20 protein-coding genes and 1 pseudogene are annotated in these 19,537 nt (G+C 61.6%); 15 read left to right on the top strand and 6 right to left on the bottom strand.

Features of this window, described 5'->3' with window-relative positions; genetic code table 11:
- Positions 1–142 precede the first annotated feature (142 nt).
- Complete coding sequence (locus C7T36_RS10355; RefSeq protein ID WP_045065132.1) at positions 143–1,024, top strand: sulfurtransferase; 882 nt, start codon at positions 143–145, stop codon at positions 1,022–1,024.
- Between the two features lie 61 nt (positions 1,025–1,085).
- Here C7T36_RS10355 and C7T36_RS10350 read toward each other — a convergent pair whose 3' ends face one another.
- Together C7T36_RS10350 and C7T36_RS10345 are read right to left on the bottom strand one after the other, a co-directional pair.
- The gene (locus tag C7T36_RS10350; RefSeq protein WP_045065129.1) at positions 1,086–2,150 is read right to left on the bottom strand and encodes an LLM class flavin-dependent oxidoreductase; all 1,065 of its coding nucleotides are present in this window, start codon (positions 2,148–2,150) and stop codon (positions 1,086–1,088) included.
- Between the two features lie 11 nt (positions 2,151–2,161).
- The gene (locus C7T36_RS10345) at positions 2,162–3,451 is read right to left on the bottom strand and encodes an O-acetylhomoserine aminocarboxypropyltransferase/cysteine synthase family protein (RefSeq protein ID WP_045065126.1); all 1,290 of its coding nucleotides are present in this window, start codon (positions 3,449–3,451) and stop codon (positions 2,162–2,164) included.
- A gap of 191 nt (positions 3,452–3,642) precedes the next feature.
- On the opposite strand from C7T36_RS10345, the gene C7T36_RS10340 reads away from it, so the two are divergent.
- The 10 genes and pseudogenes from C7T36_RS10340 (at position 3,643) to C7T36_RS10300 (ending at position 13,589) form a co-directional block, all read left to right on the top strand.
- Complete coding sequence (locus C7T36_RS10340; protein ID WP_045065125.1) at positions 3,643–4,341, top strand: alpha/beta hydrolase; 699 nt, start codon at positions 3,643–3,645, stop codon at positions 4,339–4,341.
- 45 nt (positions 4,342–4,386) lie between these two features.
- A pseudogene (locus tag C7T36_RS30515) lies at positions 4,387–4,581 on the top strand (GntR family transcriptional regulator); the annotation flags it as partial.
- A gap of 101 nt (positions 4,582–4,682) precedes the next feature.
- A complete protein-coding gene (locus tag C7T36_RS30510) occupies positions 4,683–5,750 on the top strand; it encodes an aminotransferase class I/II-fold pyridoxal phosphate-dependent enzyme (protein ID WP_308811198.1) in 1,068 nt (355 codons plus the stop codon).
- 143 nt (positions 5,751–5,893) lie between these two features.
- Positions 5,894–7,285 carry an NtaA/DmoA family FMN-dependent monooxygenase gene (locus C7T36_RS10330; protein WP_045065122.1) on the top strand — a complete coding sequence of 464 codons (1,392 nt, stop codon included), beginning with the start codon at positions 5,894–5,896 and terminating at the stop codon, positions 7,283–7,285.
- A 40-nt stretch (positions 7,286–7,325) separates the two neighbouring features.
- A complete protein-coding gene (locus C7T36_RS10325; protein ID WP_045065121.1) occupies positions 7,326–8,864 on the top strand; it encodes an ABC transporter substrate-binding protein in 1,539 nt (512 codons plus the stop codon).
- A 44-nt stretch (positions 8,865–8,908) separates the two neighbouring features.
- Positions 8,909–9,949 (top strand): LLM class flavin-dependent oxidoreductase, encoded by a 1,041-nt coding sequence (locus C7T36_RS10320; protein ID WP_052683368.1) that lies wholly within the window; start codon positions 8,909–8,911, stop codon positions 9,947–9,949.
- Positions 9,950–9,977: 28 nt separating this feature from the next.
- Positions 9,978–11,009, top strand: a complete 1,032-nt coding sequence (locus C7T36_RS10315) for an ABC transporter permease (protein WP_084702480.1) — start codon at positions 9,978–9,980, stop codon at positions 11,007–11,009.
- Between the two features lies 1 nt (position 11,010).
- Complete coding sequence (locus tag C7T36_RS10310; protein WP_045065118.1) at positions 11,011–11,880, top strand: ABC transporter permease; 870 nt, start codon at positions 11,011–11,013, stop codon at positions 11,878–11,880.
- A 4-nt stretch (positions 11,881–11,884) separates the two neighbouring features.
- Positions 11,885–12,736 (top strand): ABC transporter ATP-binding protein, encoded by an 852-nt coding sequence (locus C7T36_RS10305; RefSeq protein ID WP_045065116.1) that lies wholly within the window; start codon positions 11,885–11,887, stop codon positions 12,734–12,736.
- Complete coding sequence (locus C7T36_RS10300) at positions 12,726–13,589, top strand: ABC transporter ATP-binding protein (protein WP_045065114.1); 864 nt, start codon at positions 12,726–12,728, stop codon at positions 13,587–13,589. The genes C7T36_RS10305 and C7T36_RS10300 overlap by 11 nt, the downstream gene beginning before the upstream one ends.
- Here C7T36_RS10300 and C7T36_RS10295 read toward each other — a convergent pair.
- Positions 13,576–14,214, bottom strand: a complete 639-nt coding sequence (locus C7T36_RS10295; RefSeq protein WP_033233429.1) for an LON peptidase substrate-binding domain-containing protein — start codon at positions 14,212–14,214, stop codon at positions 13,576–13,578. The genes C7T36_RS10300 and C7T36_RS10295 overlap by 14 nt on opposite strands.
- The gene (locus tag C7T36_RS10290) at positions 14,214–14,690 is read right to left on the bottom strand and encodes a DUF309 domain-containing protein (RefSeq protein WP_045065112.1); all 477 of its coding nucleotides are present in this window, start codon (positions 14,688–14,690) and stop codon (positions 14,214–14,216) included. The genes C7T36_RS10295 and C7T36_RS10290 overlap by 1 nt, the downstream gene beginning before the upstream one ends.
- Before the next feature lie 141 nt (positions 14,691–14,831).
- On the opposite strand from C7T36_RS10290, the gene C7T36_RS10285 reads away from it, so the two are divergent.
- Both C7T36_RS10285 and C7T36_RS10280 read left to right on the top strand, forming a co-directional pair.
- Positions 14,832–15,176, top strand: a complete 345-nt coding sequence (locus C7T36_RS10285; RefSeq protein WP_033233427.1) for a YciI family protein — start codon at positions 14,832–14,834, stop codon at positions 15,174–15,176.
- Positions 15,177–15,182: 6 nt separating this feature from the next.
- A complete protein-coding gene (locus tag C7T36_RS10280; protein ID WP_045065110.1) occupies positions 15,183–16,424 on the top strand; it encodes an RNA polymerase sigma factor in 1,242 nt (413 codons plus the stop codon).
- On the opposite strand, the gene C7T36_RS10275 is transcribed toward C7T36_RS10280, so the two are convergent.
- Positions 16,425–16,814: a hypothetical protein gene (locus tag C7T36_RS10275; protein WP_045065108.1), complete on the bottom strand. Its 390-nt coding sequence runs from the start codon at positions 16,812–16,814 to the stop codon at positions 16,425–16,427.
- A gap of 3 nt (positions 16,815–16,817) precedes the next feature.
- On the bottom strand, positions 16,818–17,417 hold the full coding sequence (locus tag C7T36_RS10270; protein WP_045065105.1) for a TetR/AcrR family transcriptional regulator: 600 nt from the start codon (positions 17,415–17,417) through the stop codon (positions 16,818–16,820).
- A 140-nt stretch (positions 17,418–17,557) separates the two neighbouring features.
- Here C7T36_RS10270 and C7T36_RS10265 point away from each other — a divergent pair, with 140 nt between their 5' ends.
- Both C7T36_RS10265 and C7T36_RS10260 read left to right on the top strand, forming a co-directional pair.
- Positions 17,558–18,703: an acyl-CoA dehydrogenase family protein gene (locus tag C7T36_RS10265; protein ID WP_045065102.1), complete on the top strand. Its 1,146-nt coding sequence runs from the start codon at positions 17,558–17,560 to the stop codon at positions 18,701–18,703.
- 58 nt (positions 18,704–18,761) lie between these two features.
- Positions 18,762–19,523 carry an SDR family NAD(P)-dependent oxidoreductase gene (locus C7T36_RS10260; RefSeq protein WP_045065099.1) on the top strand — a complete coding sequence of 254 codons (762 nt, stop codon included), beginning with the start codon at positions 18,762–18,764 and terminating at the stop codon, positions 19,521–19,523.
- Positions 19,524–19,537 lie beyond the last annotated feature (14 nt).

Raw genomic sequence — 19,537 nt, 5'->3', positions numbered from 1 at the left:
TTGTGGGTGTCCATGTCCGGGTGTCCATGGCCGGGTGTCCATGTCAAGGGTTTATGTCAGTCTCGAGCGTCTCGTTGTCGTGTCTCGTCAGATTGGTTAGCGTGAAAAAGGAAGTTGACCAATTCTTTACCCTGAGGAACTGATGACTACCAAAAGCCTGCCTGCCCTCGTCGACGTCGCGTGGCTGAAGAGTCACGTCGACGATCAGAATCTTGTCGTGGTGGATGCAACCACACATCTACCGGTCCCCACGGACGGTCCGTACACGCCCGAGTCCGGCGGTGAGACGTACCGATCCGCACACATCGAGGGTGCGCTGTTTGCGGACCTGTTGACCGACTTCGCCGATCCGGACGCCAGCGAGGCGTGGACCGTCCCGAGTTCGCAGCGATTTGCCGCGGCAGCCGGTGCCCTGGGTATCGGGGACGGTGCAACTGTGGTGATTTACGACCAGCACGACGGATTCTGGGCGACCCGCCTCTGGTGGCACCTGCGCCTCGAGGGGTTCGATTCGGTAGCTGTACTCGACGGTGGGTTGCGCGCGTGGCAGGCTGCCGGACTGCCCGTGACCGACGCCGAGTCCACCCCGACAGCTCGCACGTTCACCGGCGTCCGCCGGCCGGAGTTGCTGCGCTCGACCGAGGATGTGGCCGCAGCACTCGACGATCCGGAAACCATCCTGGTCAACGTGCTCGATCCGGCCACTTACCGCGGTGAAACCAGCACATACGCGCGTCGCGGCCACATCCCGGGCAGTGTGAATCTGCCTGTCTTCGAGGTGCGTAACCAGGAGACCGGCGAGCTTCGCTCGGTCGAGGAGCTGGCAGCCCTATTCGACGAGGCAGGCCTCCTCGACACGACCAAGAAGATCGTCACCTATTGCGGTGGCGGAATCGCGGCCACCGGAGTTGCGCACGCTCTTGCCTTGGCCGGCCGTGAGGACGTCGGCGTCTACGACGGGTCCATGACGGCGTGGGCGGGCAATCCTGATCTGCCGTTGGTCACGGGGCCGTCGCCGCGCTGACAAAGACGAGAGGGGCGCCTACTTGCGAACTGCGAGTAGGCGCCCTTCCTCGTTCGGCGGATCAGACGGATAGTGACTGCTTCAGTTCGGGGACGAGCGGGAAGACCTGGGTGGCTATCCGCTCGAGTTCATCATGGGCTGGCGAAGTCTGGATCAACAGAAGCGTTAAGCCGGCATCTTGGTAGGCGCGGATCTTCTCGGCAACCTGTTCCGGCGTGCCGACGAGGTCGGGGCGAAGTCCGCGAGTGCCGACCGAGTACTCGCGCCTGGACAGCTCGACGTCGAGTTCGGAATTCGCGACGAATTCTTCGAAAGATGCATAGCCCGGGGAATTCGGGTCGACGGTGGTGATGCGTTCGAGTTCAGCGCGTGCTTCGGCTTCGGTGTCGCGGACGATGATGTAGGTGGACATACCGAATTCAGCCATGTCCCGCTGGTGGATTCGCTGTGATCGGGCGTTCATGTCCGCGATCTTTGTTCGGACTTCGTCGACGGTCCCGCCGTGCAGGACATAGGAGTCGGAGAACGTCGCGATGGATTCACGGCCGCTCTCGCTCTCGCCGCCCGCGAATATCGGGGGACGAATTCCGGGTTTTGGAGACAGGATGGAGTCGTGTACCTCGAAGTGATCGCCCTGGTAGGTGAACGGGGTGTGTTCCCACAGTCCGCGGAGGATGTCGACGAACTCCGTGGCTTGGCGGTACCGATCGTCGTGGCGAGTGAAAGCGCCGCCGTACTGACGAGCCTCTTCCTCCCACCAGGCTGCAACGACGTTGAGCGCGAACCGGGCGTCACCGAAATCGGTTGTTCCGGCGATGTCGGTGATCGTCGCAGATTCCTTTGCCGTCACCGCCGGCAAGTGGAATCCCGGCCGCACTGCCGTCATGACTCGAAGTTGCTCTGTGACAGCAAGAATCGCCGACGAGAGTGACCACGCCTCGAGGCTGGGAGCGTCGATTCCCTTGCGATCGTTGAGGTAAAGCTCGGGCACCAGGGTGGTGTGATAACCGAGTCGGTCGGCGAGTTGTGAGAGTTTCTTGACGTACTCCCACGTTGCGGGCATCTGCTCGTCGCCGAGGTTGCGTAGGAAACCACCGTAGATGGGTGTCCAGTAGCCGAAGTGCATGTCATTCCTTCTTAGATGGCGTCGAGTGATGCACGCAGATCGTCGACGAGGTCGTCGACGTTCTCCAAACCGATCGACAATCGGATTGTGCTGTAACCGAATCCGGCCTCGACCAGTTGCGTGTCGCTGAGGTGACTGTGAGTGGTGGTGGCGGGATGGACCACCAACGAACGAGCGTCTCCGATGTTGGCAACTATGGCAAACAGTTGCAGCGAGTCGACGAACTTCTCGATCTTCGAGTCTTCCACGTCGAGATCGAAGGAGAAAACCGAGCCAGCACCGCGGGGCAGGTACTGTTGGGCGGCGTTGTGCCACTTGTTGTCCGGCAGTCCGGGGTAGTTGACGCGGGCGACCGCGGGGTGTGCGTCGAGGAACTGTGCGATCGTCTGAGCTGAACTGACTTGTCGATCCAGTCGTAGGTCGAGCGTTTCCAAACCTTGAAGTAGCTGAAAGGAATTGAACGGGGACAAGGATGGTCCCAGGTCGTGGATGATCTTCGTTTTTGCGTAGACGAGGTACGCGCTGCGCTCGCGACCGAATTCCTCCCAGAGGACAAGGTCACCGATCCGGGGGTACGGCTCGGTGAACTGGGTCCATCGCTCGGGCTGAGCACCGAAGTCGAAGCTGCCGAGGTCCACGATCACACCGCCGAGCGAGGTGCCGTGTCCGCCGATGAATTTGGTGGCCGAGTACACGGCGATGTCGGCGCCGAAGTCCTTCGGACGAAGCAGGTACGGGGTTGCGATCGTGTTGTCGACGATCAGCGGAACGCCGACTTCGTGCGCGATGTCTGCCACGGCCGAGACGTCGAGCACAGAGGCGACGGGATTGCCTATCGTCTCGGCGAAGAAGGCTCGGGTCTCGGGGCGAGCGGCGCTGCGCCAGGCTTCGAGATCGTCCTGATCGACGAGGGTCACGTCGATCCCGAAGTCGGCGAAGGTATCGGTGAGGAGATCGACTGTTCCGCCGTACAACTGCCGCGCGGCGACAATGTGCTGTCCCGACTTGGCGAGGGTCAGGAGTGCAACGGCGACGGCCGATTGCCCGGACCCTGTTGCCAGTGCGCCGACCCCGCCGTCGAGGTCGGCGAGTCGCTTCTCGAACACGGCCTGTGTGGGGTTTCCGGTGCGGCTGTACAGGTTCCCGGTGCGGCGCAGAGCGAAAATGTCGCGCGCCTGTTCGAAGCTGCCGAAGTCGTAGGCAACCGATTGGTAGATCGGGGGAATCGCGGTGTTCTGTGCAGTTCCGGGTTGGTAACCAGAGCGGACCTGCCGGGTCGCGAACCCTGTGGTCTCGGACATCGGTGCGTCTGTCCCTTCGTTGATCGTGCCGTTTGATGAATCACAAAACAAATATGTTCGGAACAAAACACGAAGCGAGGAAGGAAAGCACCGGTTTTGTTCGGGGTGAGCCTTAGTCTTGTTCGCCATCGGATCGTGAGTCAGAGTCACTCTGTCTTCTCTGTGAACAACCACTCCGAATGAGGTAATCAGTGGAAATCGACTGGCTGGAACCTGAAGCGACAGCTCGAGGTTCCGTGATCGTGATCGGCGGTCGCGGCGAGCGGGCTGACGTGTACCGCAGGTTCGCTCGCCGGATCGTGTTCGACGGCTATCGCGTCGCTGTGGGGGAGAACGACTCCGCAGTGATTGCCGGGATCGTCGCCGATGCACGGCCCGATCTCCCACTCACGGTGATCGGGTCGGACAGCGGCGCCGAAGCAGCCCTCACGGTCGCGATTGCCAACCCCGCTGTTACCGGGGTGGTGGCCGCGGGTCTTCTTGTCGCCGATACCGAAGCGCTCGTGCAGGATTGGGACGGCGAACTCGATATCCGTTCAGCGTGCCCGGTGCATCGAGGAGTTCTCTCGACGGTCGACTCACTCGAACCAGGATCGCTGGGGCAAAAGGTGCCGTTGGCCACCGCGGAAACGCTTGCTCTGGTGGATGTACCGGTTTTGGTCGTTCACGGACAGGCCGACGCGCTGAGTTCCGCCTTGGATGTGTTGGCACTTCGCTCGTCGTTGCGCGATGCCCGGGTGGTCCTTGTCCGAGACGGTCGGCACGACATTCTCAACGACGTGTCCCACCGGTCGGTAGCCGCCGAGATCGTCCAGTTCCTCGAGCGGCTCCGCCTGCCCGACACGCCTGACATCATCCTCCGCGACTCGGCGCAGGCTCTCGCGCGGTAATTGTCCGTCCGGGGGATCGGGTAGTGATCAAACGAAAGGTTATGGATGTCAGCGGTATTGGAATCGGAGATTGTCGACCCGGAATGGTTGGTCGAGCGGATCGGCGGCCGGGCCGGGGACCTGGCCGATGCAGTCGCCGACCTCATTCGGTCAGGTGAACTCCGTCCTGGCGACCGCTTACCTACAGTTCGCGCACTCGCACAGTCGACAGACTTCAGCGTCGGCGCAATCGTCAGTGCCTGGGGCAGGTTGCAGGAACAAGGGTTTGTGCAAACCCGCCGCCGCGGCGGCACCGTCGTTCTCCCGCCGAGGGACACTGTGCCCGAACGTGGAATACCTGATTGGCGTGGCGTCGATCTAGCGCAGAACGCGCCGGATCTAGCGCTGCAGCCATCCCTGTCCGAAGCCTTGTTGTCGAGCCTGGACGCGGAGACCTTGAATGTCTTCGGGCGAGAGCTCATGACAGAACGTCTGAGAGATGCTGTCGCGCAGAGCTGGCCGTTCGAGCCGGAAGCCTGGGCCACGCCGGCGGCGGCACCGAGGCGTTGCTGTTGGCAGTCGAGGCTGCGGCCCCGCCCGGAACGATTGTCGCCGTCGACGAGCCCCTGGGTCCTGGAGTTCTCGACACACTTCGCGACCTTGGCCTCGAAGCTATCGGGGTGGCCGCAGACCGTCACGGTCCGCGCCCTGACGCTCTCGATGCGGCCTTGACCGCCGGAGCTGCGGCGTTCGTGTTTCAACCGGGGGCGCCGTTCGCGGTCGACCACGAGGTAAGCGCGGAGCGTATCGACGAACTCGCCGAGGTTCTGCGGCGCCATCCAGAAGTCTGGGTTGTCGAGGACGATTCGATAGGGCCTCTCGAACCCGAACAACCGCCGTCGCTCGGCGGTCGATTCCCACACCGAGTTGTTCGAATTCGAAGCTACTGCAAGGCATATGGGATCGATGTGCGAACCTCGGTGCTCGGCGGATCGAGCAAACTGATCGAACGGGCAATGAAGGTTCGAAGTCACGGTGTCGGATCGAACAGTCGAATTCTGCAAAACACGCTGGCACACTTGATCACCAGTGCCGATGCTGAACGTGTGGTGTCTACAGCGCATGAGCGTTACGCAGCAAGGCGCACAACACTGGTGAAAGCTCTGATCGACCGTGGTATCGAGGCGCTCGCAGGACCGCACAGTCTGGTTGTGTGGGTAAGAGTTACGGACGAGACAGCTTCACTGGTCGCGTTGGCGCGGCAAGGCATTTCGGTAGGGGCGGGTTCGCGTTCGTTCGTTCAGGTTCCCGCGCAACAACTTCTGCGGCTATCAGCTACTCAGTTGCCTGATGATGCGGATCTGATCGGGCAACTGGCGGATGTGGTCGCGGGTGCTGTCGCCGAGTCGTCGCGAGAGTTCTTCGACTGATCGACCTTTGTTCGATTGTGTTGTGCAACATAGAAATTATGTTTTGAACATCGAGAATTTAATACTCTGCACGCGTCTGTTTGCTCCATACACTTCAACTCGACGTACAGAGGCACATGCCTTTTCGGCGAAGGAGCGGAAACATGACCAGACGGCAATTGAAGTTGGGTGCAGTCCTTACCCCGACAGGTGGGCCGGGACACCCCTACACGTGGCTGGATCCGGAGATTCCCGGAGATGCGAGCGTGGACATCGATTGGTACATCCGCTACGCACGCTTGGCGGAGCAGGCGAAGTTCGACCTCGTATTCATCGTCGACAGTCAATTCATCACCCCGGACTCACCGCCGCACTACCTGAACCGACTCGAACCACTGACGTTGCTGTCGGCGCTCGCGGTGGCAACCGAGCACATCGGTCTGGTTGGAACCCTGACCACCTCGTTCAACCAGCCATTCAACCTCGCTCGGCGCCTCGGATCTCTGGATCTGATCAGTCGAGGTCGCGCCGGCTGGAACGTGGTCACCAGTGGAGACAGCGGAACCGCCGGAAACTACGGACTTGACGAGCATTACGACTACGCCACCCGCTACGGGCGCGCACTCGAACACGTCGAGGTAGTCAAGGCACTGTGGGACTCATACGAGGACAATGCATTTCCGCGAGACAAGGAGTCACGCAGCTTCCTCGATACCAGCAAGTTGCACACCCTCGATCATCGGGGTGAGTACTTCTCGGTAACAGGTCCGCTGAACCTCGAACGCTCACGCCAAGGACAGCCGGTGGTGTTCCAGGCCGGAGATTCCGATCAGGGCCGTGACCTCGGTGCCCGCATCGGCGACGGAATATTCACTCACGCACCAAATTTCGAGGCAGGGGTTGCCTTCTACTCCGATATCAAATCCAGGGCCGCGGCGTACGGCCGCTCGCCCGAGGACATCGTGGTCCTACCTGGTGTCACCGTCACGGTTGGCGATACCGATGATGATGCTCGCGAGATCGAACGCGCAACTCAGCTTGCGGACAACGATTTCGGGAGATCGCTCCGCGAGTTGGGGCGTCCGTTCGGTTGGCATGACTTCGGCCGCTACGACCTCGACGCACCCTTCCCCCGAGAGGCACTGCAATACGCCGAGCGGAGCTTCTACACCCAAGCCAAGAAGATCACCGAACTGGCCGCGGACCGTGGACTGACACTGCGGCAAACGGTTGAACTACTGAACGCGCCGAAACTGTCGCCGTTCACCGGCAGCGCCGAGACCGTTGCGAACGAACTGCAGCGCTGGTTGGACGGACACGCCCTCGACGGAATCAACATCCACATCGGTCATCCCGCGCAGTTCGGTCGATTCCTCGACGAGGTGCTGCCGATTCTGCGGGAGCGAGGCGTTGTCCGAGAAGAATACGAGCACAACACATTGCGCGGAAACCTCGGGCTCCCCTTCGCCGAGAACCGCTATACCCGAGCAGAGCGTGAAGGAATCAGCCTGGCCCCGTTGCCCGGTACCTCTGCATCGCTCTCCGCGATTGTCTGAAAACCCCACTCTTGCCTGACCTTACGAAGAAAGTTCACTGATGAAATTTTCCCGCCGTCTCACGGCTCTCGTGGGACTCGCCACGGCCTCCATCCTGGTGCTGGCCGGCTGCTCGTCGGCTGGCGGATCCACGTCCGGCGATGCTGTCGTCAAGTGGGGTCAGGCCGGGGTTGCTCCCGGCAACTGGGATCCGATTGTCACCGGCGCTACCGGAGCGACTGTCAACCTCACTCCGATCTACGAGCCACTGCTGACCCAGGACGAGAACGGCAAGCCCGCCCCCGCGCTTGCGGAAAGCTGGGAATACAACGCCGAGGGCACGGCGGTCACGTTCACGCTGCGCGCGGGGCTGACCTTCCAGGACGACACCCCCGTCGACGCAGAAGCGGTGGCGTACTACATCAATCGAGCGATCACGCAGAAGAACTCCGCGCTCGCCGGGTCGTACAGCAATATCAAAGACGTCGTAGTCGACGACGAACTCCATTTCACGGTCAATCTGAAGAGCGTCGATTATCAGATTCCGTACCTCTTCAGCATTCGAGCGGGTCTGATTACGAGCCAAGCCGCCGCTGAAAAGGACGTCGATGCCCTCAATACCCGCAACCCCGTCGGGGCCGGACCGTTCAAAGTTGTCGAGTTGGTTCCGGAGTCGCACATCATCCTCGAGAAGTTCCAGAACTACTGGGACGCCGACAACATTCACATCGACCGGCTCGAAATCAGTTTCGGCAACGATTCGGCGAGTCTCGTGTCGGCAGTGCAGACCGGCGTCTACAACTTCGTTTCGCTGGACCCGACCCAGATTCAGAATGCACGCACTGCTGGACTCGATATCGTCAGTGACATCACCAAGAACTGGTCGATCCAGTTCCTGAGTGTCAACCGCAATCTCGCACCGTTCACCGACCCGCGCGTCGTCGAAGCGTTCCGGCTTGCGGTCGACTCACAGGAGTTTGTCGACACGGGCACTCTCGGCGAAGGTGAAGTAGCACATCAGCTTCTTCCCGAAGGTCACCCGCTCTTTGCCGACCAGATCGAGGGTGTGTTCACGTACAACCCCACAAAGGCAAAGGAACTCCTCTCGGAGGCCGGGTATCCGACCGGGCTCGATATCACCCTTGAAGCCTTCCCCGGAGCATCTGATGCCAACTCCGAACTTATCCAATCGCAGTTGGCAGCCATCGGTGTGAAGGTCACGATCAACAAGAACCCGAACTGGGCCAAGGGCTATTTCGGCAAGACCCAGGCATTTTCTTTCTATGGCTATGTCGGTCGAAACTCGCAGGCACAGACACTGACCGAGCACTACGACGTCGGCGGGGTTCTCAATCTGAGCTCGCCGATTACATCGGACGCATTCCAGAAGGCACTTGCCGATCTGCGGGCCACTCCGATCGAGTCACCGGACTATCTGGAGAAGGCACGCGCAGCTTCTACCGCAGGATTCCTCGAAGGTTCCTCGATTCCGCTTGTCGCACTGGCGACGACGTGGGCGAAGTCTCCGGAGATCTCCTCGGATTTCCAGAACCGCGAGGGATTCCTCAACTGGCGCGGCATCACGGTCGGTTCCAAGTAGTCGATTCGCCGTACGGCATTCATCTCTTCAGTGAAGGACACAGCATGACAACGACGACAGCACTTCCCGGGCTCGCGCTCTTCGAGGTGCCGCCCGTCACCGACAATGCGGGCGCCGGGTATGCCGTGCTTCTCGACAATGCCGTACGAGCGGAATCTCTTGGCTACGAAACCTACTGGGTGGCAGAGGGTAGGTTCTCGAACATCGGGCTGCCCTCCGCACTGACCCTGCTGGCGGTGCTGTCGGAGCGAACAGATCGGCTGCGTCTCGGTACCGCCGTCATTCCGCTTGCGTTCGATCACCCCCAGCGGCTCGCGGAGACGGCGGCAGTCGTCAACACGTTGAGTGGTGATCGTCTCGAACTTGGTGTGGGCAAAGGGAATGGAGGCGGATTTTCGGCAGCGGCCTACGATGCGTTCGGCCTCGACGAGAACCGTCGTGAAGAACTGTATGCGGAAGCCCTCGCCCGACTACGAGGGGCATTCGGACTCCAGCGCGTAGTGGACGGGAAAACCTTCGGTTTCTACCCGCCGGCGGGGAACCTTCCGCAGCGCCTGTGGCAAGCGACGTCCAAGGTTGACACCGCGCGTTCGATCGGCCGGGCGGGCGACGCATTGCAGTTGCATCGCTTTGCCTCCGGTGGCCCGACCGGCGCGGTGCAGAAGGATCTTGTCGACGCATATTCGAGCGAACTTCCTGCGGATCGCTCGCCGCGAATCGGGGTGTCTCGATCGGTTCTTCCGGCTGAGAGCAAGAGGGATGCGGTGCGGCTTTTCACCGAGCACCTCGAACGTGATCCCGGAGCGACGCCGTGGATTAACCGTGGGTCTTCGCCGTCCGAGATCTTGCGTGATTTCTACATCCTGCACGGAACACCCGAGGAGATCGCCGCGGAATTGGTGGCGGATGCCGCGGTATCGGCGTCCACCGACTACCTCTTCAGCGTGCCACTTGCTTTGGACGACAAGCACTACCGGGACAGTCTCGCGGTAGTCGCAGAGGAGATCTACCCGACGCTGTCGACTGTGCGTCCGAACGCGTTGTCGCGAAACTCGTTATCTACGTTGCCGATTCCCGTCGGCTGACCTTCGGCCCTGGCAGAGAGGAAGAGCAATGGTCATCGAACTGCATTCAGCGGTCGCTCCGAGCGCTGTATCGCCGCGTATTCCGATTCGTCGGCCGTCGGTTGCGAAGCGCATCGCCGTGACGATTCTCCGTTCGATCGGGATCTTTGTGCCGGTCTTCGTGATCGCAACGTTCATCACGTTCTCGTTGCGCGAGATCAGCGGCTTGTCGCCGGCCTATCTTCAGGCCGGGGACAACGCCACTCCGGAACTCGTGGCCCAGATCGAGCGTGAGTGGGGCCTCGACCGGCCTTTCCTTCTGCAGTATTTCGATTGGCTGGGGGCGGTGCTCCGCGGTGATCTGGGGGAGAGCTGGTACAACGGGTTCCCGATCTCCGAGCTCCTCTTCGACCGAGCCCTGATCAGTCTGTCGATCGCGGGGCTCGCGTTGCTCATCGGTGTGAGCGTCGGACTTCTCCTTGGGGTGCTTGCAGCAGCTCGTCCGACCTCGCTACTCGACCGGGCCATCACGGCGTTCTCGACGCTCATCTCCACGATGCCGCCGTTCATCGTCGGCGTTCTGCTCGTGTCGATCTTCGCGGTAGGGCTCGGCTGGTTTCCTGCAGCGGGTTATGCGCCCGTTGCGCAGGGGATTGGGCCGTGGCTCTGGTACGCCACACTGCCCGCACTCGCCCTGAGCGTCGATACCGTCGCGGAGGTTGCTCGTCAGACGCGCGTGGGCCTCGTCGACGTCTATCGCCAGAATTACATAGTCGGGGCGCAGGTACGCGGACTCGGCACGCGGCGAATCTTTTTTGTGCATGCCTTGCGGAATGGGATCGGTCCGACCGTCGCTCTCCTTGGCCTCAAATTCCCGGCGCTCCTCGGTGGCGCGGTTGTCACCGAGACAATCTTCGGTATCTCCGGGTACGGGCGGTTCGCCGCCGACTCCGCCCAGCGCGGCGACGTTCCTGCAGTCCAAGGGGTGCTTGTGGTTTCGATTGTGCTCGTCGTGGCCTTCAACCTTCTCGTGAACATCATCCTCAACCGCATCATGCCCGCCGCGACGAGAGGACTCTAGAATGTTCCGCAATATCTGGGCGATTCGTAGTGGCCGCCTTGCCATTCTCATTATCGGTGCCGCGATCCTTCTCGTGGCCTTCGGTCCGCTCCTCGCGCCGTACGACCCGCTCGAGGGATCGAAGCTTATTCTCGCCGGACCTTCCTTCCAGCATCCTTTCGGTACCGATTACCTCGGCCGAGACACACTGAGTCGGTTGTTGGCCGGCGCACCGCTGAGCATCGTGAGCGCGGTCCAAGTAGGCGTGATCGGGCTAGTTGTCGGTGCCGTCCCCGGAGTGCTCTCGGTGTATTCGGGGCGCGTCTTCGAGTGGGTGACGCTCAGACTGATCGACACCCTTATCGCTTTGCCCTTTCTTGTTTTCGCGGTAGCGGTAACTGCGCTGCTCGGTAATGCACTCACCCAGGCGATGCTCGTCGTCGGTGTGCTCACGGCTCCCGCGTTCTACCGCGTAGCCCGCGCATCGACCCTCGCTGTTGCGAACTCGCCGTACGTCGAGGCCGCTCAACTCGCCGGTGCCGACGTCTCGTGGATCGTGCGCAAGCACGTGTCGGGCAAGGTGCTTCCGCCCCTCGCGGTAACTCTGGCGAGCACGCTCGGTGTCGGACTCATTGCCGTTGCCGCGCTGAGCTTTCTGGGCATCGGAGTTCAGCCGCCCGCACCGACGTGGGGCGGAATGCTTGCCTCCGATCTGAAATACCTGACCTTCCGTCCGTTTGCACCGATCATCCCGTCGATCCCGATCATCGTGCTTGTCTGGGCGTTCAACCTGCTTGCCGACGTCATCCGTGACGTGAGTGGTGAGTCGGGTCGACAACTGCTCGCTCGGTCACGTCGTCGACGGGGCCTCACACCGAAGCAAGGAGTATGAATCGATGTCGATACTGCTGACGGCGGACACCGAGCCGGAAACGGTTCTGCGCGTGCATGATTTGCGGATTGTCAACGAGGTCGACGAGGTTGTTCTCGTAGACGGTGTCGATTTCGAACTTCGACGCGGGGAGGTCCTCGGTATCGTCGGCGAATCGGGGAGTGGGAAGTCGATCAGTCTCCGGGCGGTGCTCGGTCTGCTGCCCGCAGGCCTCGCGATCTCTTCAGGCACAATCGAACTCTTCGGCGACGACACGTCACGTTTCACAGGTGTCGACTGGAATCGTGTTCGCGGATCAGGAATTACGGCGGTCTTCCAAGACCCGGGCTCGTATCTGAATCCGTCGATTCCGGTCGGAAAGCAGGTTGCGGAGGTGCTGCGTGTCAAACGAGGATTGGGTCGCCGGGCGGCAAAGGCGCAGGCGTTGACGTTGCTCGAGGAAGTGCGGATTCACGATCCCGAGCTTGTGTTCCGGCAGTATCCGCATGAACTCTCCGGGGGGATGCTTCAACGTGTGCTCCTCGCCATCGCCGTATCGCTCGAGCCGCGCATTTTGATTGCCGACGAAGCAACGACGGCACTCGACGTCACAGTGCAGGCGGAGGTGCTCGATCTGATCGTCGATCTGACCGAGCGCCATGGGCTTTCGCTGATCGTCGTGTCCCACGATCTTGCCGTTGTCGCTCAAGTGGCCGACGACGTGGTGGTGTTCCGTGACGGCGTCATCGTCGAACGCGGATCAACTGCGCACGTGCTGCACGATCCGCAGCATGAATACACTCGACTGCTCGTCTCGGAGCACGAACTTTACGGTATCGATCGATTCACGAGCGAGGTTGCCGCACATGTCTCTTGACCCGACACCCTTGCTCGACGTCCGGAACCTCGACGTCTCTTACGGCCGTGGCGCGAAGCGCCGTCAGATCCTCGACGACGTCAGCTTCCGAATCGCCCCCGGTGAAGCGCTCGGTCTGATCGGCGAGACAGGTTCGGGTAAATCGACAATCGCGCGCGCGGTACTCGGACTCGTCGAGACCGATGGTGGAGAGATTCACGTCGACAACCACGATCTCACATCGCTGTCGCGAGCCCAGTGGCGTCATTTCCGCCGAGAAGGCATCGTGCAGTATGTCTTTCAAGATCCGCTGCGCAGTCTCGACCCTGAGCGCACCATCGCACAGTCCCTTGCCGAGCCGCTCGAAATTGCGGGCGTACTCGGTCGTGACGAGATCCGTGAGCGCGTTGCGGCCCGTCTGGCGACAGTCGCTCTCGACGCCGACATCCTTCCCCGATTTCCTGGTGAGATTTCGGGTGGTCAACGGCAGCGGGTCGCGGTTGCGCGAGCACTGATCACCGATCCGCGGCTCATCATCCTCGACGAGCCGGTGAGCGCGCTCGACTCCGCAAACCGGGTCAATGTCATCGAGATCCTCGCTTCACTGCGTGACTCGGGTGCAACTTTGCTGTTCATCTCTCACGACCTCGGCTCCGTCGCGGGAGTCACGGATCGACTCATCGTGCTTTATCGAGGGCGGGTCGTGGAGGAAGGAACGACGGCTGATGTTCTGCGTCGGCCCGTGCATCCTTACAGCCGTCTCCTTGTCGGTTCGGCGCCGACGCTGCACGGCGGTGCGGTCGACCGCACGGAACGCGAAGAACTTCGGCGGCTACTGACCGAGCACGACGTCACTTCTCTCAGAGCAAATTGAACTGCGCCACCTCGATGGTGTTCTCGACTGCCTCGGACAGTGTGCGGATACGTTCGTCGGCGCCTGGCGCGGTCAATATCGCCAGGCGGTCGGCGTCGCCCATCGGAATGCTGCGGGCCAGGGCGTACAGCCGCGAACCCAACGGATCCAATGCAGACGGTGGGGCAGGCATTCGTGGAGTCTGTTCCCCGGCCCGCAGCGCAAGCTTTCCCAACATTCCGTACATGAACTCGATGCGCTCGAGCAAAGAGTCGTATTCGTAGGCGGTGACCGGTGTTCCGTTGTTTTCGTCCGGCCATAATTCGACCTCCGCAAGCGGATAAGGATCGTCCGGTAGCCACTGTTTGACGCGAATTCGGTCTTCCGTCCGGCAGTACAACTGATACCGCCCGGCACCCATCTCGACATGGGATTCTATGCGTGCCAATGTGCCGACATCGTGGCGTGATTCCCCTCCGCCCACCTCGTGACCTCGAGCGATGAGGACAACTCCGAACAGTGGACCGTCAGCGGCCGCGAGAACGTTCTCGACCAGCGCCCGGTACCGGGGCTCGAAGATGTTGAGCGGCAGCAATTCACCCGGTAGCAACGCGGAGCCGAGCGGGAACATCGGGAAGATAGGCATCAGGGAATTCTCAACCTCGGAATCGGAGGGGCGGGGAAATCTCCGGGACGATCGATCTCTGCGATCAGATGCTCGGACCATGTCAGTAAACCTGCAATGTCGAGGTCGTGGGGACTTTCGATCTCGTAGTGCCTGATCCGATCGTGCCCTTGAGTCAACAGCGATACCGCGCCGGTGGTGTTGCCGCGCAGCAAGTGCGTGAGCCCGACGGCAAGTTGGGCCATTCCCTGCCACAGGTCGCGCTCCTCGGCGGGTGCGTTTTTCCACGTTCCTTCGAGAATCTCGTGTGCGTGAAACGGCATCCCGTGATCGAGGAGGCGTTGTGCCTCGGTGATCGCCTCGTCCGGCGGTAGACGTACGTCGTCCGGAATTCGGGGAACACCGTCAGCGGAATCGCGAGGCAGAGGGCGCCCGAGACCGTCGCGCGGGCGTGCGTTGAGTGGCTTTCCGCCGACATCGCGGTCGCGTTCGGACATAAACTTCAGCCTAGCGGCAGCTCGTCGGAGTGCCTGCCAAAAGTTTTTTCGCGTCGTCTGTCGATTTGAGGAAGAACCGTTCGTCGTCATGTTGTAAGGCAAGAAAGCCGGAAGAGAAACAACAGACCAGGGAGTTCAGCCATGAAGTACATGTTGCTTATCTACACCGCACCCGGCGGAGACACCGAACCTCAGTGCACGATGGAGGACTGGGAGATCTACGACAAGGAAATGAAGGACGCCGGTATCTGGGTGTCCGGCGATGCACTCGCCGACCTGACCACTACGACGACGGTTCGGGTCTCGCCGTCCGGGGAAAAGACTGTTACTGACGGGCCGTTTGCCGAAACCCGCGAGATCCTCGGCGGCTACGACGTCATCGACGTTCCTGATCTGGATGCGGCGCTTGCGTGGGCTGCTCGATGCCCCGGCGCCCGTGACGGTGGCAGCGTCGAGGTGCGTCCGCTGGCCGGGTTCGGGGACTGATTCGACGTGGACGAGCAGGCTGAGAACTCGGTCGAGTCCGTGTTCCGGGAGGAACGTGGACGACTCTTGGCCTCGCTCGTCCGCCGTTTCGGTGATCTGGATCTGGCCGAAGAGGTCACCTCCGAAGCCGTCGAGGCTGCGTTGGTGCATTGGCCGGTGGACGGAGTGCCTGCCAAACCTGGCGCGTGGCTGCTGACAACGGCGCGTCGCAAAGCCGTCGACAGGCTTCGGCGTGATCAGGCCTATGCGGCGCGATTGGCCGTGATGCAGGTGGACGCCGATCGCGCCGACCCTGCGCCGCCCGTGGTCGACGGGGAACTTCCCGACGAGCGGTTGCAGCTCTTCTTCACCTGCTCACATCCCGCACTCGCGGAAGATGACCGGATCGCCCTCACCTTGCGTTGCCTCGGCGGGTTGACGACGCCTGAAGTTGCCCGCGCCTTCCTGGTGCCTTCGGCGACGATGGCGCAGCGGATAGTGCGCGCGAAGAAGAAGATCCGTCAGGCTCGGATTCCCTTCCGAACTCCCAGCGCCGAAGAACTCCCGGAGCGTCTTCCTGGTGTTCTGCAGGTGATCTATTCGGTGTTCACCGAGGGGTACGCCGCCAGCTCGGGTCCGGATCTGCAACGAATCGACTTGGCCGTAGAGGCGATCAGGCTGGCGAGGATCTTGCGCGGGTTGCTTCCCGATCAGCGCGAGATTGCGGGACTGCTGGCGTTGATGCTGCTCGTCCACGCGCGTCGGGATGCCCGCACCGATTCGAGCGGCGCGATTGTGTTGTTGGAAGACCAGGATCGTGCGTGCTGGGATACACCGATGATCGAGGAAGGCAGCGACCTCGTTGTGGTCGCGTTGACCGGGGGAGCGCCTGGTCCGTACGGAGTGCAGGCCGCAATCGCGGCGTTGCACGACGAGGCAGCGGATGTGGAGAGCACCGACTGGCCGCAGATCTGCGCGCTGTACGGAGTGCTTCTCAGCCTGACTCCGTCACCTGTCGTGGCTGTTAATCGCGCTGTGGCGCTGGCGATGCGCGACGGAGAGGAGGCGGGATTGATTGCTCTGGATGAGCTGTCCGCGGAGCCCAAACTTGCCGACTATCACCCGTACCACCTCGCGCGCGCCGAACTACTCGCGCGGTTGGGGCGCATCGATGCAGCCGAATCCGCGTACCGGCGAGCTCTGAAACTGGTTGGTACGGAACCAGAGCGGGCCTACTTGGAGCGTCGTCTCGGGGAGATAGTGGAGTAGCTACTTCGGTGGTTGCCGGTACGACGGCCTTCCTTGCCCGACCCAGTGAATGCCGTCTGCATCGGGCACATATGGATCCGGGAGATAACAAGGGTAGAACTCGCCCACGTGCCAGGCGCCCGCAATAGACGCGGGCTCAGCAGTTCCGAATCCGGACCGGATTGTGGGCAGGTGCTCCCGCCACCCCACAAGTTGAGAATCGTCTCGTTGCCACACTCGCACAACCAACGTCATGATCGAATCTGCCCACTCCAGGCGTTCGATTTCGTACACACCGGTATCCCACGGGCGTTTCGACAGCATCCTTGTCAAGGCTGACAGGAATTGCATGTCCCAGTCGGCCTGTTCGGAATTGCCGTGCCGCTCGGTAGGCTCGAAGGGGTCAGTCATCGCTCAGCTCGCGCCGACCATGCGTAAAGCCAAGTCTCCGTACAGCTTTCCGATGTCTTCCGGATTCGTGTAGTTGCCGGCCGGGAACCAGCGGCACACGTCGACGCACAGGGACATCAGTGCGAGCGTGACACCTTCTGCGTCGGGGATCGTGAAATCGCCAGACTGCACTCCGGCGTTGACGACTTCCCTGACCACTCGCGTCGTGCTGCGGCGAAGCGCGACGACAGTCCGGTAGTGCTCGGGGGTGAGTGCGGTGAGTTCGTATTGGACGACGCGCGCGAGTGAATGGTGCCCGGCCTGCCAACTGGCGAAGGTGCTGACCAGTTCACGCAGGCGAACCGCCGGTTCTTCACCCGGTCGGTCAGCGCTCTCGACAACCTTCAACGCTTCGGTGTGGCCTTCGTAGCTGATCGCGAAAAGCAGCTCTTCTTTCGAGCGGTAGTGCGGATACATGGCGGCGGGACTCATGTCGAGGCGCGCGGCGATGTCACGGGTAGTGGTGCCGCCGTACCCGGCGGACGCAAACGCGTCGACGGCGGCAGCACGGATGCGGGCTGCCGCTTTGGAGGGGCTGATCACCACGTCAGGTGAATCGCTCACAGTTCCTCCAGGTGTCACGGATGTCGGATGTTGACAATATCGCGCTCTCGAACCACTATAAGCAAGTGCTTAGATTCTAAGCATGCGCTTAGATTGGTCGTCACGTGCGGGAACGCCGCACCGAAAGGAAGCAACTCCTCATGCGTCGCACTCTGTACGGACCCGATCACGAGGCGTTTCGCGAATCGGCTCGCGAATTCGTCAACCGGAACATCCTTCCGGTCGCAGAGAAGCTGATCGATCAGCGCTTCATCGACCGCGAGATCTGGCTCGAAGCGGGACGCAACGGCTTCCTCGGTCTCGAGGTCCCGGAGGCGTACGGCGGAAGCGAAGCCGGTGACTACCGCTTCAACGCTGTGCTGGCAGAAGAACTCTCGCGCGCAAGTGCAGCGGTTGCTTCGAGTTTCGGCATCCACGCCGACGTTGTTGCTCCCTACCTCGTTCAGCTCACCACCGAAGAGCAGAAGCAGCGTTGGCTGCCCAAGTTCTGCACCGGCGAAATGCTGACCGCAATCGGCATGACCGAGCCCTCCGGTGGATCCGACCTCGCCTCGCTCAAGACCACGGCGGTCAAGGACGGCGACGACTGGATCATCAATGGCTCCAAGACCTTCATCACCAACGGCTACAACGCTGATCTCGTGATCGTCGCAGCCCGCACCAGCCCCGAGAAGAAGTCCAAGGGCATCACCCTCTTTGCCGTCGAAACCGGCATGGACGGTTTCGAGCGCGGACGCAAGCTCGACAAGGTCGGCCAGCACGAGTCCGACACCGCGGAACTGTTCTTCGAGAACGTTCGCGTGCCGTCCAACAACATCATCGGCGAGATCGACCGCGGCTTCATCCACATGATGGAAATGCTGCCGCAGGAACGCGTCGGCGCTGCAGTGTCCAACATTGCGCACGCTGCTCCGATTCTCGAGGAGACGCTGCAATATGCCAAGGACCGCAAGGCTTTCGGTCAGCCCATCGGCTCGCTGCAGTGGAACAAATTCCTGCTCGCAGATTTGGTGACCCGCGTCGAGGTCACCCAGGCTTACGTCGACAACTGCGTCGCCGCCCATGCGGCCGGCGAGCTGACCGCCATCGACGCAGCCAAGGCAAAGTGGTGGACCGCGCAGGTACAGAACGAGGTCCTCGATCACTGCGTCCAACTGCACGGTGGCTACGGCTATATGACCGAGTACCGGGCTGCTCGCGCCTGGATGGACGCTCGCGTCACCAAGATCTGGGCCGGATCCAACGAAATCATGAAGGAACTCATCGGCCGCGACCTCGGCCTGTAGTTTCGACCGCAAGCGCTATTTCCTCCCGAGCCCTTCGACCACAGGAGCATCACCGCGTATGTCTGTTCTCGACAAGTTCTCTCTGACAGATCGAGTTGTCATCGTGACCGGTGCGTCGTCGGGTCTCGGGGTGGCATTTGCACAAGCCGCAGCTGAGGCGGGAGCCGACGTCGTGCTGGCAGCCAGGCGCGTCGACAAGCTCGAAGACACCGCCAAGCTCGTGCGTGATGCAGGCCGTGAAGCGTTGTGTGTGGCCACCGACATTGTCGATCCGGCCCAGGCCCAGCACATGGTCGACGCAGCCATGGAGAAGTTCGGTCGCGTGGACGTACTCGTCAACAACGCCGGCGTCGGAACCGCGGTTCCGGCAACCCGTGAAACTCCCGACGAGTTTCGTTCCGTCATCGACATCAATCTCAACGGTTCGTACTGGGCTGCGCAGGCGTGCGGTCGAGTAATGCTGCCGGGCAGTTCCATCGTCAATATCTCCAGCATTCTCGGGTTGACCACGGCGGGACTGCCGCAGGCCGCCTACGCAGCCAGCAAAGCCGGCATCGTCGGATTGACCCGCGACCTGGCTCAGCAGTGGGGAACCCGCAAGGGCATCCGTGTCAATGCCATCGCGCCGGGATTCTTCAAGTCGGAAATGACCGACCAATACAACGACGGCTACCTCGAATCGATGGCTCCCCGCTTGATCATGGGTCGAATGGGAGATCCGGAAGAACTCGCGGCAACCATGGTGTGGCTGGCCTCCCCGGCCGGCGGATACGTCACCGGCCAGACCATTGCCGTCGACGGCGGGATCACGATCACCTGACGTCGATGACGGGA

Origin of the sequence: Rhodococcus sp. AD45-ID (assembly GCF_003023755.1) — a bacterium.
Taxonomy (GTDB): Bacteria; Actinomycetota; Actinomycetes; order Mycobacteriales; family Mycobacteriaceae; genus Rhodococcus_F; species Rhodococcus_F globerula.
The sequence above is the reverse complement of the archived record's forward strand: the minus strand, read 5'-3'. Positions and strand labels throughout refer to the sequence as shown.

Bases quoted from the DNA above. Each gene is read 5' to 3' on its own strand.
- C7T36_RS10265 (WP_045065102.1), top strand. From the start codon at position 17,558: ATGCGTCGCACTCTGTACGGACCCGATCACGAGGCGTTTCGCGAATCG.
- C7T36_RS10260 (WP_045065099.1), top strand. From the start codon at position 18,762: ATGTCTGTTCTCGACAAGTTCTCTCTGACAGATCGAGTTGTCATCGTG.
- C7T36_RS10315 (WP_084702480.1), top strand. From the start codon at position 9,978: ATGGTCATCGAACTGCATTCAGCGGTCGCTCCGAGCGCTGTATCGCCG.
- C7T36_RS10300 (WP_045065114.1), top strand. From the start codon at position 12,726: ATGTCTCTTGACCCGACACCCTTGCTCGACGTCCGGAACCTCGACGTC.
- C7T36_RS10275 (WP_045065108.1), bottom strand. From the start codon at position 16,814: ATGACTGACCCCTTCGAGCCTACCGAGCGGCACGGCAATTCCGAACAG.
- C7T36_RS10345 (WP_045065126.1), bottom strand. From the start codon at position 3,451: ATGTCCGAGACCACAGGGTTCGCGACCCGGCAGGTCCGCTCTGGTTAC.
- C7T36_RS10310 (WP_045065118.1), top strand. From the start codon at position 11,011: ATGTTCCGCAATATCTGGGCGATTCGTAGTGGCCGCCTTGCCATTCTC.
- C7T36_RS10295 (WP_033233429.1), bottom strand. From the start codon at position 14,214: ATGCCTATCTTCCCGATGTTCCCGCTCGGCTCCGCGTTGCTACCGGGT.
- C7T36_RS10325 (WP_045065121.1), top strand. From the start codon at position 7,326: ATGAAATTTTCCCGCCGTCTCACGGCTCTCGTGGGACTCGCCACGGCC.
- C7T36_RS10290 (WP_045065112.1), bottom strand. From the start codon at position 14,690: ATGTCCGAACGCGACCGCGATGTCGGCGGAAAGCCACTCAACGCACGC.
- C7T36_RS10330 (WP_045065122.1), top strand. From the start codon at position 5,894: ATGACCAGACGGCAATTGAAGTTGGGTGCAGTCCTTACCCCGACAGGT.
- C7T36_RS10285 (WP_033233427.1), top strand. From the start codon at position 14,832: ATGAAGTACATGTTGCTTATCTACACCGCACCCGGCGGAGACACCGAA.
- C7T36_RS10320 (WP_052683368.1), top strand. From the start codon at position 8,909: ATGACAACGACGACAGCACTTCCCGGGCTCGCGCTCTTCGAGGTGCCG.
- C7T36_RS10350 (WP_045065129.1), bottom strand. From the start codon at position 2,150: ATGCACTTCGGCTACTGGACACCCATCTACGGTGGTTTCCTACGCAAC.
- C7T36_RS10355 (WP_045065132.1), top strand. From the start codon at position 143: ATGACTACCAAAAGCCTGCCTGCCCTCGTCGACGTCGCGTGGCTGAAG.
- C7T36_RS10305 (WP_045065116.1), top strand. From the start codon at position 11,885: ATGTCGATACTGCTGACGGCGGACACCGAGCCGGAAACGGTTCTGCGC.